The organism is Chryseobacterium sp. YIM B08800, from assembly GCF_026163565.1.
Taxonomy (GTDB): Bacteria; Bacteroidota; Bacteroidia; order Flavobacteriales; family Weeksellaceae; genus Chryseobacterium.
On record NZ_JAPDKN010000025.1, the window covers coordinates 126674 to 139893 of the forward strand.

The window sequence follows — 13220 nt, forward strand, 5'->3', positions numbered from 1 at the left end:
TGAGATTTCCAAAATTATCTTTATATCATTAGTTTTGTCTTTTAACAACTCAGAATTCCTTTCTTGAAATCATATATGAAAATCTCTAAAATAAAATTAGTCTGCATATTGGGGATGTTTGCTTCTTTCAGTACTTCATGTGCTGTAAGAGAAAATACTCCGAAAGCGAAAAATAAAGTCTCGAATACTAATATTAAAACTCCAAATCCGAAATTAGTTCCGCCAATTGCGGCGATTCCCGTTAATGAAGATTTTAGAGTGAATCTTCCGGCAATCAAAAGAGAATTTCGTGGTGTATGGATTGCAAGTGTAGCCAATATCAACTGGCCTTCAAGAAATAATCTTTCTGTAGAGCAACAAAAGGCTGAAGCTATTAATATGCTGAATATGCTTCAGGATAATAATTTTAATGCAGTGATTTTTCAGGCGCGCCCTTCTGCAGATGCTTTATACACAAGCGAATTGGAGCCTTGGTCTTATTTTTTGACCGGAAAAACAGGAGAACCACCATATCCAAATTATGATCCGCTGCAGTTTTGGATTGAAGAAGCTCATAAAAGAGGAATGGAGCTTCATGTTTGGCTAAATCCTTACAGAGCGCATCATTCTAATGGGGGAGCGGTCACAAATCAATCAATGGCAAGTAAGCTTTCAGATATTACCATTAAGTTGAAAAACGGAATGTATTGGTTTGATCCTGCCAATCCGAAAACTCAGGGGCATGTTTCTAATGTCGTGAAAGATCTGGTAAAAAGATACGATCTGGATGCAATACATTTCGACGATTATTTTTATCCGTATGCAACCTATAACAGAGGGATTGATTTTCCGGATCATGAAAGCTGGAGAGCCTATCAAAATTCTGGCGGAACACTTACCAGAGCAGATTGGAGAAGAGATCAGGTAAATAAATTTGTAGAAAGAATTTATAAGGAAATTCACGCCGAGAAAAATTACGTAAAATTCGGAATCAGCCCTTTTGGGATCTGGAAACCGGGTTATCCTGAAGGAATTGTAGGTTCTTCACAGTATGACGAACTGTTTGCTGATGCTAAATTATGGTTAAATAAAGGTTGGGTAGACTATTTTTCGCCACAATTGTATTGGCCGATCGATTCGAAAGGACAAGCGTTTGCTTCTCTGTTAAATTGGTGGAAATCTGAAAATACAATGAATCGTCATCTTTGGCCGGGATTAAATACAGTTGAAGTGAAAGTTTCTGACAGACCGGGTGAAATTAAAAATCAGGTAGAATTATCAAGAGAGATTTTAAAAGATGATGCAGGTGAAATACATTGGAGTATTGCAGGTTTAACGAAAAGCTCAAACATGCTTCCTACTTTAAAGAACGGACCTTACAAAGAAAAAGCTTTAACTCCGAAAAGTCCTTGGATAAAAGCTGCTCCATTAGAAAAACCTTCGTTGTTCGTTAATGATAATGGAAGCTCTATACAAACTAGCTGGAGTTCTAAAAATATAGGAAATGTTTTTCAATGGGTACTTTTTACACAATATAACGGAGTTTGGGAAACTGAAATTCTTACATTAGACAACCTTTCAAAAGAACTTCCTAAGTTTAAAGATGGCAAAAATTTAAATGCCATTGCAATAAAAGCAATTGACCGTTTAGGAAATGAAAGTGATTATATGGCGAAGAAAGTGAAGTAATTTTCTTACATTAAAAATAAAAAAAGAGAGGCTAATAAAATATTTAACCTCTCTTTTTTAGTTTAAAATACCTGTACGATTGTAAATTTCTCAGATCCTGAAGTGATGGTAAACCATTCTCCTATTACATAACTTCTGTCTTGATAGGTCTCAGAAACGCTGTTGCATGCATCATAAGAAGGGTCTCCTAATTCAAGTTCTGCTCCGTATACAAAGTTGGCATCTCTTGTTACCATTAAACAGTCTGTCCAATCTGTATTCGTTGTGACAACACTTGTATTGGAGAGTTGAGCATGACCAGCAAGCCTCCATATTGCAGGATTAGTTGCCGAGGTCTGTACAAGCCACTGATTAATGGCCGGATTAGAGGCGGGTCCCTGATTGTATTTTGGATATTTAGCAATGAAAGGACTTCCTCCACTTGCAGGTGGAAACGTTATGTTGTAACTACTGTAATCGTTACTCGAAACTCTAGGAAAACAGCTTCCATTAAGGCCGTTAGCTTCTATTCTTGCTTCCAAAAAGTAAGGTGAATAATTATAAACCATCAATGTTGACTGTTGAGCATTGGCATAGATTCCAAATAATAGTACTGTGAATATAGTTAAGATGCTTTTTTTCATAATCTATTTAATATTAGTTTTTTTAGGCTTAAAAATTTTAATTTTCTGACTGTACTTTGTTTTTAATCTCACTATTTTTATTGTTGTTGATCTGGATAGCCCATACAATAATTGCGCTCATATCACCTCTCGTTTTCTGTGCTATTTCCTGATCTGTTACACCTGTAGATTTTATTAATTCTAATGATGCCGGAATAAGTGTTTTCTTTCTTCTGTCACTTAGTTCTGTACTTCCACTTTTTCGTTCCTCCTCATTAGGTTTGTTTTCCGGATTGTTTAAGTTTTTAAATGCTTTTGCAAAAGCTTCCATTTCTGGTGATTTAAATGTTTCCGGATTTGTTACTACTGCATTTTCAGAAGAGCATGAGTTAAAGATTGCTAATGATGCCAATAGTAGACATAAGATTGGTTTTTTCATGTTTGTTTGAGTTATTTAATTTTCCACCAAACTAATCATAGAAAATCTGATGTGCAAACAGTAGATGTAGCAATTTATCAATTGATACTTTAAACAAAAGTCAGGAATTGTTGTGTTTAAAGCATTTTTCAAAGTTTTTAACAAAAAAATATTTTAACTGTTGTGTGAATTATATTAAAGTGTAAATGTATATTTTCACTTTGTTATGATAATTATTCAGTCTATTTTAAATTATATGTTTTACTATTGTTAAAAATAATTGATTATTAGTAAGTTAATTTTTTCAATATGTGTAAATTTATAAATAATTCCCACGTATTGTAAATATTTATTTGTGATAATTTAATGTGTTTATTTTTATTTTTAAATTGCTGACGTTTTTAAATCAATTCTTTTTGAAATAAAATTACGCTATACCAAATCTAAACCTATCAAATTATAATACAACAACAGGTTTTTTAACAACAAAAAATTATTTACTATGAAAAAAATTCTTTTTGCACTTAGTTTTTCAGCTTTGATGCTAAGTTCATGCTCTAATGAAAACATGGCAGTCAACAATGTAGAATCAATGAAAAGTCCGGAAATGGAAAAATTTGATAGAGCAATGAAAAGCTTAGGTGATCCCGGCAATAGACCTACCGAAGAAGAAAGAAAAAGTGGAAGTACGGAACTAAGTGACAGAAGAAAAAGAGTACTTCTTCCTTCCGCAATGGATCTTATTAAGTCAACAGGAGTTACAGATGCTCAGATTCAGCAAAAAACAAATGGTGATATGTCTGCAATTTTGGTTTGGGCAATCCAGATCAATCAGGAAAAAGTAGCACAGATAAGAAGTAACGCAAAACTATAATAGATATTATTATGAAAAAGCAATTTTTAATACTATGCTGCGCAATAGGAGGAATGATCTCTGCACAGCAAAGCACTCTTATTATCAATAATTATTCATCATACGATTATCATGGACAGTTGTTTGCAACACCTTTAGGAACGTGTTATCCGATGGTAAGCATTGGGTACCCTGCAGTTCCTAATCAACTCATTGTACCGGCATTATCCGATTATGAATTGTCGTCTTATTCTACTGGAGCATCTAACGGTATTACTACTTTTCTGGTGCAGACTTCGGGAAGTAATCCTGCAGTTCCAAGAATACCTTCTCACCCTACATTAGCACCAACTGGAGTTATTTCTCTAAATACTAATTGGAGACATACAAAATTTCAGATGTATTTTGCAGGAACCAACACACCCGTTTCATCAGGAGGAACAAGCGTACCTGAAACTTATTTTTTAGGTAACCTTGGAGATGGAACAAATAGTTGTTTCTCTGGACCATCTTATATTTCTACTGTATACGGAGATGCCGATTGGTTTACGATTTCATCAGGCGGAACACAGTTTACTTACATCCAAATTTTTTAAACTCATGTTATGAAAAAAATACTTTTGCTCTTAAGCTTATCTTTAAGTGCGGTTGCATTTTCTCAGGTAAGTACATTGGTCATCAACAATTATTCGGCTTACACGCTTACAGGAAGACTTCGTGCGACAGATTTGACAAATTGCGTTCCTGAGATTTATATGGGAAATACTTTGGCGAGCGGTAATTTTACAATTCCGCCAACTACAAGTACAGATTATCCCAAATATTATACGGCCAATACAGCGCCAATACCTGTAAATGATTTTCTTGTAAGATTGTCTTATACATCGCCTGCAACTGTTCTTGCTTATAACGATCCTAATATGTATGCAATTTCTCCTACCACAGATTGGTCATTCTTTGCATTTGATGTAAGAGATCCTGCAAGTATCAATACGGTTTATGATCATTATGATATAGGTGTTGCACCATGTGCAGCTACTTACCCTACAAATGGCGTCGGGACGGTATCAGAAACTGAGTGGTTTACGATTACATCTGGCGGAACAATCTTCAGTTATATAAATATTTATTAATTACAGTTATACTTTTGAGATTGTAGCTTTGAACAAAAAAATAGCTCCTTGTGAATTCAGGGAGCTATTTTAAATTATTTAGAAAACGAATTATCCAATCTCAATACCGTTCTCAACATTCCTGTCGTCCGGCGTTACAAAAGATAATTTTCCGTCTGGTTTCGTTGTTAATAACAACATTCCCTGAGATTCAATTCCTCTGATTTTTCTTGGCGCAAGATTTAATAAAATCATAACCTGCTTTCCGATCACTTCTTCAGCGGTAAAGCTTTCTGCAATCCCTGAAACTACAGTTCTTACATCAACTCCTGTATCAACAGTTAGTTTTAATAATTTATCTGCTTTTTCTACTTTTTCAGCTTCAATGATTGTTGCTGTTCTTAAGTCGATTTTTGTAAAATCATCAAACTGTATTTCCTCTTTCATTGGGTTGGCGTTAGGATTTGTTTTTTTATTGCTTTGTTTTGTATTTTCTAATTTCTGGATCTGAGCTTCGATAACGTCGTCTTCAATTTTCGAGAAAAGAAGAGAGGCTTCGTTGATTTTGTGACCAGTTTCAATTAAAACAGTTTTTGTTTCAACATCATTCCAGTTTGATTTTTGAACATTGAACATGTTCAATAATTTCTCAGAACTGAAAGGCATAAACGGTTCGCACAACTGCGCTAAAGCAACAGCAATCTGCGCTCCAACGAATAATGAATGCGCCGCTTTTTCAGGATTATCTTTAATAGTTTTCCAAGGTTCTTCAGCCTGAAGATATTGGTTTCCGAAACGAGCTAAATTCATTAAAGCTGTTAAAGAATTTCTGAATTCGTAATTTTCTAAGAATCCCGAAATTTCTTTTGCTGCTTTGTTGATTTCTGCTAATTCAGGAGTATTTACATCACCTTGAGGAACGATTCCATCATAATATTTATGAATTAAAACAGCAACTCTGTTGATGAAATTTCCAAAAATTCCAACTAACTCAGAATTATTTTTTGTCTGAAAATCTTTCCAAGTAAAGTTATTATCTTTCGTTTCCGGAGCTGAAGAAAGCAATGCATAACGCAAAACATCTTGTTGCCCAGGAAAATCTTCAACATATTCGTGTGCCCAAACCGCCCAGTTTCTTGAAGTTGAAATTTTATCGTTTTCAAGATTCAAAAATTCAAACGCAGGAACGTTTTTCGGCATTTTGTAATCTCCGTGAGCTTTCATCATCGCAGGGAAAATAATACAGTGGAATACAATATTATCTTTTCCGATAAAGTGAACTAAATCAGATTCTTCACTTTGCCAGTAATCCTTCCAGTTTTTTCCGTTTTTTGCAGCCCATTCTTTGGTGAAAGAAATATATCCAATCGGTGCATCAAACCAAACGTACAACACTTTCCCGTCTGCTCCTGGAAGCGGAACCGGAACACCCCAGTTCAAATCTCTGGTCATTGCACGAGGTTTTAAACCATCATTCAACCAAGATTTTACCTGTCCGTAAACATTAGGTTTCCAATCATCTTTATGACCTTCAATGATCCATTCGTTTAAGAAATCTTCGTATTCATTTAATGGTAAATACCAGTTTTTTGTCTCTTTTAAAATAGGAACGTTTCCGCTCAACATTGATTTGGGATTGATCAATTCTGATGGCGAAAGGGTAGAACCACATTTCTCACACTGATCTCCGTAAGCGTTTTCATTTCCACAGTTCGGACAAGTTCCAACGATATATCGATCAGCCAAAAATTCATTAGCCTGCTCGTCGAAATACTGCTCAGACATTTCTTCCGAAAATTTCCCTTTTTCATAAAGAACTTTAAAGAAATCCTGGCTTGTTTCACGGTGATTAGCCGATGTCGTTCTAGAATATTCATCAAACGAAATCCCTAAATCTGAAAAAGATTTTTTGATGATTTCGTGATATTTATCAACGATATCTTGTGGGGTAACACCTTCTTTTTTAGCTCTTATGGTAATAGGAATTCCGTGCTCATCGCTTCCGCAGATAAAAGCAACATCTTTCCCTGATCTTCTCTGAAATCTTGCATAAACATCTGCAGGAATGTAAACTCCTGCCAAATGCCCAATATGAACCGGTCCGTTTGCATATGGCAAAGCCGCCGTAATCATCTTTCTGTTTGACATTTATAGTATAGTTTTAAGTCTGCAAAGATAAAGATAATCTGCTAAAATTCCCGAATAACCTTAGTATAATGTCTTTAATATATTTTTTAATATACTTTATCTACAGCTAAAGCTTTTGTATTTCTTTATTAAACGAAGTGGCTTTGTTTATCTTAAAAATTTAAAGTATGATCAACTCTTTGTTTTACCTTGCGATAGGTATCAAGCGCAATTCAAAATAAAATTTTAATAGATTACAAAAAACTTAAAATGTCTTCTTAACCGCAAAAGGATCAAAAGAAATGATTGAAAAAAGAGAAATTCAAAAGTTTTCAAAATGTAAATTTTTCATTTATAGTTTATTTTGCTAGCTTTTGAATGACTTATTTACTAATAAAATCTTTTGATCCTTTTGCGGTTGAAAAACAAAATTTACTAAAAAAACTATGGAGCAAACTCGATTTGAAAGAATCTTTATCTGAATTAATGCCAATTGTTGGTTCTAATTTTTTATTTTTAAAGTTTATAAATATTCCAATAAAATGAAAATTACAGTTGCTGCGGTTTTATTATCGATGATGTTTGCAGGTGCACATGCACAATCTCTGAAATCTCCGGACGGAAAATTTGAAATGAATTTCCAGCTCAAAAACGGAGTTCCTTTTTATAATTTAAAATATCACGGGTCTACGGTTATTGAAGATTCCAAGTTGGGTTTAAGACTTTTTAAAGATACTTCGATAAGTTTCGCTTCTGAAATCACTAAAGCCGAAGATGCAAAATTTGATTTGAATAATGATTTCGTTAAAGTTTCTGAGAAAAGAGATTCAAAAAACGAAACATGGCAACCGGTTTTAGGTGAAAAGAAAAATTACATCAATCATTATAATGAATTGGCGGTTACGCTGAATCAAAATTCTACCGACAGAAGCATTGTCGTAAAGTTTAGACTGTTCAATGATGGTTTAGGTTTTAGATATGAATTTCCACAGCAAAAAAATCTGAATTATTTTATCATCAAAGAAGAAGATACAGAGTTTGATTTTCCAACCGACATGAAAGCTTGGTGGATGGTTGCCGATTACGATTCTCAGGAATACAGATATCAGGAAACCAATATCTCTGAAATTCCTGCAAGATGGGACAAAGCCTTTGATTCTAATGCTTCTCAGAAATTAATTAAAAATGCAGTTCAGTCTCCGTTGATGTTAAAAAAGGACGGAAAAGAACCTTTGTATATCAATATTGCAGAAGCGGCAGTTCTCAATTATGCAGCTTCACATCTTGAGGTTGATGCTCAAAATTTTAAATTTAAAACACATCTTACTGCAGACCGACAAGGTGCAAAAGGGTATATTCAGACTCCTTCTGTAACGCCTTGGAGAACGATTATTGTTTCGCCAAGAGCGGAAGATCTAATGGATTCAAAAATGTTATTTAATCTAAATGAACCGACAAAATATACCGATACTTCTTACATAAAACCTACAAAATATATGGGAGTTTGGTGGGAAATGATTATAGGAAAAGCACAATGGGCGTATTCTACAGCAGATAACGTTCATTTGGGAATAACCGATTTTTCTAAATTAACACCCAACGGAAAACATGCAGCAAATACTACAAGAGTTAAAGAATATATTGATTTTGCCGCTGCAAACGGTTTTGATGGTTTGTTGATCGAAGGTTGGAATATCGGTTGGGAAGATTGGTTCGGTCATTCCAAAGAATATGTTTTTGATTTCCTGACTCCTTACCCCGATTTTGATATTAAAACATTAAATGAATACGCACATTCAAAAGGTATTAAATTAATTATGCATCACGAAACTTCAGGTTCGGCAACCAATTATGAAAGATGGGCGGATCAGGCTTTCCAGCTGATGAATAAATACGGTTACACTTCTGTGAAAACGGGTTATGTAGGTGATATTATTCCGAGAGGAGAACATCATTATTCACAATGGACTATTAATCATTACTATAGAATTGTAGAAAAAGCGAATGACTATAAAATCATGGTCAATTCTCACGAATCGGTTCGTCCGGGAGGAGAAAGTCGTACCTATCCGAATTATATTTCTGCAGAAGCAGCTCGTGGAACTGAATATGAAGCTTTTGCAGGAAATAATCCCGACCATCAGACAATTCTTCCGTTTACACGATGGATGGGTGGTTCTATGGATTACACGCCGGGAATTTTCCAAACCAAATTAGATTATTATTTTCCCGGTGATAAACGGTTTGTGAAAACTACTTTAGCAAAACAATTAGGACTGTATGTAACGATGTATATGCCTTTGCAAATGGCTGCAGATTTGCCTGAAAATTATGCGAAACACATGGATGCTTTTCAGTTTATCAAAGATGTTGCAGCAGATTGGGATGATACAAAAATTCTTTCGGCAGAACCGGGAGATTATGTAATCACAGCGAGAAAAGCAAAAGGCACAGAAAACTGGTTTGTTGGTGGAATTACTGATGAAAACAAGCGAGAATATACCGTAGACTTTTCATTTTTAGATAAAGGAAAAAAATACGAAGCAACGATTTATGAAGACGGAAAAGATGCTGATTATATCGACAATCCTCAAAGCTATCATATTTATAAAAAACAGATAACAAGTAAGTCTAAAATAAATTTTAAAATGGCTCGAAGCGGTGGTTTTGCCGTTTCCATAAAGCCTGTAAAATAAATAATTTGTAATTTTAGAGTCCTTAAAGCCAAAAACTTTAAGGATTTTTATTTTAAATGATATTGAATGAAGTTGATTAACAAAGTTTTCACCAAGCAAAATACTTTTCTTTTTTTATTGGTTGCGATGGTTTTAATGGCGAAACTAATTCCCTTTAAAGAATCTTACAATCAGTATTTTAATCTTTCAGGGTTTATCGATTGGGGAATTGCCGGAATTTTTCTTTTGTATGGTTTAAAATTAAATCTGAAGGAAGTGGTAAAAGATGTTTCCAATTGGAAATTACATTTACTAATTCAGTCAGGCACTTTTATTATTTTTCCTTTGCTGGTCTTAATTTTTTATCCATTCGTAAAAGATTCTCAATATTACAACATTTGGCTTTCCGTATTTTTTCTCGCAAGTTTACCATCAACCGTTTCTTCATCGGTTGTGATGGTTTCTATTGCAAAAGGGAATGTGACTTCAGCAATTTTCAATGCTTCTATTTCAGGAATTATCGGGATTGTGATGACTCCGCTTTTGATGAGTTTTTTCCTGACTTCGAATGGAGAAGGTGGAAATCAAATCGAAATTATCGAACAGTTATTACTAAAAGTTTTACTTCCGATTATTTTAGGGATTTTGCTGAATCCTGTTTTCAAAAATTGGGTGACAAAATATTCAAGTATCATCGCAGAATTTGACCGACTGATTATCTTATTGATAGTGTATGAAAGTTTTTCGAGTGCATTTATTGAAAATATTTTTGCTTCAGTTCCTTCACTGGTGTTTGTGATTTTGGCTTTGAGTGTAGTTTTTCTCTTCTTTTCAGTTTATGAAATTCTTAAATTTTTAGCTGAAAAAATGAATTTTAAACCTAAAGAAATTATTACCGCTACTTTTTGCGGATCAAAAAAATCTTTGGTTCACGGAAGTTTATTTCTGCTTGTTTTAGGAATTCCGGATGAGCAAAAAGTTTTATTTTTACTTCCCGTAATGATTTATCATAGTTTTCAATTGTTCTACGTAAGTTGGTTGGCAAATAGAATTACAAAACGCATGGAAATTACAGCATCTCAAATTTAATGATATTTAAAAATGATAAAATTAATCTCCAAAACGATTGCATTATCGGTTTTAACATCTTTTTCAATGCTAAAATCTCAATCAGTAAAGGAAATTTTAAAACAAAACGGCTCTTTCAGAAAAGACACCCTATTTTCTATTAAAAGTGATTCAAAAGAAACCTATTTACCGATTACCATTATTAAAGGAAAAGAAAAAGGTCCGGTTTTCACGATTGTCGCAGGTATTCATGGCTACGAATATCCACCAATTATAGCCGTTCAGGAATTATTAAAAGAAATAAACCCTGAAAATATAAAAGGAAGTTTAATTATTATTCCAATCGCAAATGTTGAATCTTTTCAAAAGAGAACCCCTTTTGTAAATCCTTTAGACCAAAAAAATTTAAATACCGCTTTTCCGGGTTTAGAAAACGGAAGTCCGACCGACCAGATTGCCCATTTAATTACAAAAGAAATTATTCCTAACTCAACAATTTTTTTAGATATTCATGGCGGTGATGCTAATGAAGATTTGTTGCCGTTTGTTTGCTATTACAACAGAAAAGATACGCCTGAAAATACAAATAAAGCTCATGAACTATCTTCGAGGTCAGGAATTGAATATATAGTTTCTTATCCTTACACTTTAACTGCGACCGAACCTGCGAAATATGCTTTCAAAGAAGCTACACAACAGGGAATTACAGCTTTGAGTATTGAAGCCGGAAAGCTGGGAACTGTACAGAAAGACAATGTGAATTTGATTAAAACTGCGGTTTACAATATGCTTGAAAATTCGGGAAATTATGTGACAAGAAAATCAAAAACGGTCAATCAAAAATCAACCGTTCTTTTAAACCAGCAAGATTATATAAAGGTTCCGCAAGATGGAGTTTTTTATAGTGAACTGAAAAGTGGGGATAAAATTAAAAAGAATCAAATTTTAGGCTATATTACCGACGAATTTGGAAATAAAAAATATGATATCGTTTCGCAAACCACCGGAATTATTTTGTACAAAGTAGGAACTCCGCCGGTAAATAAAGGCGAAACTCTTTTTTGTATTGGATATAACGAATAAAATAATAAATCTATTTATAATGAAAAAAACAAAACTTTTCTTTGCTTTAGCAATCCTCCTATTTGCTTTTTCAGGCTTTTCAGCGCAGTCTAAAGATGTGAAATTTGAAAAAGAAAAAACTGAAATTTCAAAAATGCTTGATGATTTCAATGTCGCTGCAGCCAATGCAGAATTTGAAAAATATTTTAATTTTTTTGCTGATGAATCTACGTTTATCGGAACCGATGCAACGGAAATTTGGAATAAGCAAGAATTTAAAACCTGGGCAAAACCGTATTTCGACAAGAAAAAAACATGGAATTTCACTTCTGTTAAAAGAAATATCTATTTCAGCAAAGATGGAAAACTGGCTTGGTTTGACGAATTGCTGGATACTCAAATGAAAATCTGCCGTGGTTCAGGAGTTGTAGAAAAAATAAACGGAGCCTGGAAAGTAAAACAATATGTACTTTCAATGACAGTTCCCAACGATGTTGTCGATAAAGTAGTTGCCGAAAAATCTGCAATGGAAGACGATATTTTAACAGAACTGAAAAACAATAAAAAATAAATGATTTGATAATCTAAAATCAATAATTTTATCAATAGGAGCGGACTTTAGTCCGCTTTTTTAATAGACATGTAAAAACGGCTTTAGCCAAAGCTTAGTGACTTAAAAAGTAAACATTCCATTTTATTAATAATAATTATTTAATTTTATAAAACATTAAATGATATGAAATTCAATTTTAATATTTTTTCCAAATCAAAACAGGATAAAGAAATTCATCCTATTACAGAGGATTATGACGATTCAGGGGTTACTAAATTTGAAATGGAAGAATATGATAAAAACGAGAATTTTTTTTACACAAATATTGTGAATTCGTTGATTCTGTATACTTATAATGTAGAGCAATTAGACAAAATGACTCCTATTCTAATAGACCCATTGACAGAGTTGTATGAAGAACTTGATTATGCTTTTTTACCCGTTCTTTTTGAAACAGTCTTTAGAAATAAATTGATTGACGAAAGTTTTAAAGAAGAACTTTTACTATTTAAAAAGAAAGTTGATGATATTCCTGTTGAACTCTGGGATTGGGAATTACTAGATACAAATGAAATATGGATTAAAATAAGAATTGATGCTGAAAATATTTTAAATAGGCTCAATATAAAAACCAGAATTTATAATACAGATTATACAACTATAATTTCTAATACAGAAAAAAAATAGATTTTAAATAAAGGCTTCTTAGTTTTATATAATTAAATCCGTTGCGCATTTTGAAGATATTTTTAAATATTTGGTATTTAAACCATTGTATTTTTTTGCTAAGTTTACGCCTTTGTATGACTTTAAAATGGTCAGGTTTTAATATTCTTTGTTTGTCTTTGCGTTAAATTTTGAATTATTAATATAAACGGTTTATAATTAAAATTCACTTCGAAGAAAATTGACGATTCACGATTTGTAATTCACATAAAATCCTTTCTTATCCTACGTCAACAATTCCGGAATCTGCAAGCTGTACATTTGTATCATAATTAAAAGCAATTATAATAATTAGATAACAAATAAATAATAAAAACCCGTAGTGCATTTAGGCAATATTTATTTTTAAGTTATTT

Annotated in this window: 12 protein-coding genes; 9 read left to right on the top strand and 3 right to left on the bottom strand. The window is 33.2% G+C overall.

All coding sequences use genetic code 11. The features are described from left to right. Positions 1-75: 75 nt before the first annotated feature. On the top strand, positions 76-1668 hold the full coding sequence (locus OEW74_RS10895) for a glycoside hydrolase family 10 protein (RefSeq protein ID WP_265428517.1): 1593 nt from the start codon (positions 76-78) through the stop codon (positions 1666-1668). A gap of 62 nt (positions 1669-1730) precedes the next feature. On the opposite strand, the gene OEW74_RS10900 is transcribed toward OEW74_RS10895, so the two are convergent. Both OEW74_RS10900 and OEW74_RS10905 read right to left on the bottom strand, forming a co-directional pair. After that, complete coding sequence (locus OEW74_RS10900) at positions 1731-2291, bottom strand: hypothetical protein (RefSeq protein ID WP_265428518.1); 561 nt, start codon at positions 2289-2291, stop codon at positions 1731-1733. 37 nt (positions 2292-2328) lie between these two features. Next, complete coding sequence (locus tag OEW74_RS10905) at positions 2329-2709, bottom strand: hypothetical protein (protein ID WP_265428519.1); 381 nt, start codon at positions 2707-2709, stop codon at positions 2329-2331. 481 nt (positions 2710-3190) lie between these two features. Here OEW74_RS10905 and OEW74_RS10910 point away from each other — a divergent pair, with 481 nt between their 5' ends. The 3 genes from OEW74_RS10910 to OEW74_RS10920 are packed head-to-tail and all read left to right on the top strand — an operon-like array spanning position 3191 to position 4674. After that, complete coding sequence (locus OEW74_RS10910; protein ID WP_265428520.1) at positions 3191-3562, top strand: hypothetical protein; 372 nt, start codon at positions 3191-3193, stop codon at positions 3560-3562. Between the two features lie 11 nt (positions 3563-3573). After that, entirely contained in the window at positions 3574-4137 is a 564-nt protein-coding gene (locus OEW74_RS10915) for a hypothetical protein (protein ID WP_265428521.1), read from the top strand. Positions 4138-4146: 9 nt separating this feature from the next. Continuing rightward, positions 4147-4674, top strand: a complete 528-nt coding sequence (locus OEW74_RS10920; protein WP_265428522.1) for a hypothetical protein — start codon at positions 4147-4149, stop codon at positions 4672-4674. Between the two features lie 90 nt (positions 4675-4764). On the opposite strand, the gene metG is transcribed toward OEW74_RS10920, so the two are convergent. After that, positions 4765-6801, bottom strand: a complete 2037-nt coding sequence (gene metG / locus OEW74_RS10925; protein ID WP_265428523.1) for a methionine--tRNA ligase — start codon at positions 6799-6801, stop codon at positions 4765-4767. Positions 6802-7322: 521 nt separating this feature from the next. On the opposite strand from metG, the gene OEW74_RS10930 reads away from it, so the two are divergent. The 5 genes from OEW74_RS10930 (at position 7323) to OEW74_RS10950 (ending at position 12825) form a co-directional block, all read left to right on the top strand. Further along, complete coding sequence (locus OEW74_RS10930; RefSeq protein WP_265428524.1) at positions 7323-9476, top strand: glycoside hydrolase family 97 protein; 2154 nt, start codon at positions 7323-7325, stop codon at positions 9474-9476. 66 nt (positions 9477-9542) lie between these two features. Continuing rightward, positions 9543-10544 (top strand): bile acid:sodium symporter, encoded by a 1002-nt coding sequence (locus OEW74_RS10935; RefSeq protein ID WP_265428525.1) that lies wholly within the window; start codon positions 9543-9545, stop codon positions 10542-10544. A 12-nt stretch (positions 10545-10556) separates the two neighbouring features. Further along, a complete protein-coding gene (locus tag OEW74_RS10940) occupies positions 10557-11606 on the top strand; it encodes a succinylglutamate desuccinylase/aspartoacylase family protein (RefSeq protein ID WP_265428526.1) in 1050 nt (349 codons plus the stop codon). A 19-nt stretch (positions 11607-11625) separates the two neighbouring features. Then, positions 11626-12156 (top strand): nuclear transport factor 2 family protein, encoded by a 531-nt coding sequence (locus OEW74_RS10945; RefSeq protein ID WP_265428527.1) that lies wholly within the window; start codon positions 11626-11628, stop codon positions 12154-12156. A gap of 165 nt (positions 12157-12321) precedes the next feature. Next, on the top strand, positions 12322-12825 hold the full coding sequence (locus OEW74_RS10950; protein ID WP_265428528.1) for a hypothetical protein: 504 nt from the start codon (positions 12322-12324) through the stop codon (positions 12823-12825). Positions 12826-13220 lie beyond the last annotated feature (395 nt).

Coding starts and splice junctions, on each gene's coding strand:
- OEW74_RS10935 (WP_265428525.1), top strand. CDS start 9,543: ATGAAGTTGATTAACAAAGTTTTCACCAAGCAAAATACTTTTCTTTTT.
- OEW74_RS10920 (WP_265428522.1), top strand. CDS start 4,147: ATGAAAAAAATACTTTTGCTCTTAAGCTTATCTTTAAGTGCGGTTGCA.
- OEW74_RS10930 (WP_265428524.1), top strand. CDS start 7,323: ATGAAAATTACAGTTGCTGCGGTTTTATTATCGATGATGTTTGCAGGT.
- OEW74_RS10945 (WP_265428527.1), top strand. CDS start 11,626: ATGAAAAAAACAAAACTTTTCTTTGCTTTAGCAATCCTCCTATTTGCT.
- OEW74_RS10915 (WP_265428521.1), top strand. CDS start 3,574: ATGAAAAAGCAATTTTTAATACTATGCTGCGCAATAGGAGGAATGATC.
- OEW74_RS10905 (WP_265428519.1), bottom strand. CDS start 2,709: ATGAAAAAACCAATCTTATGTCTACTATTGGCATCATTAGCAATCTTT.
- metG (WP_265428523.1), bottom strand. CDS start 6,801: ATGTCAAACAGAAAGATGATTACGGCGGCTTTGCCATATGCAAACGGA.
- OEW74_RS10895 (WP_265428517.1), top strand. CDS start 76: ATGAAAATCTCTAAAATAAAATTAGTCTGCATATTGGGGATGTTTGCT.
- OEW74_RS10900 (WP_265428518.1), bottom strand. CDS start 2,291: ATGAAAAAAAGCATCTTAACTATATTCACAGTACTATTATTTGGAATC.
- OEW74_RS10950 (WP_265428528.1), top strand. CDS start 12,322: ATGAAATTCAATTTTAATATTTTTTCCAAATCAAAACAGGATAAAGAA.
- OEW74_RS10910 (WP_265428520.1), top strand. CDS start 3,191: ATGAAAAAAATTCTTTTTGCACTTAGTTTTTCAGCTTTGATGCTAAGT.
- OEW74_RS10940 (WP_265428526.1), top strand. CDS start 10,557: ATGATAAAATTAATCTCCAAAACGATTGCATTATCGGTTTTAACATCT.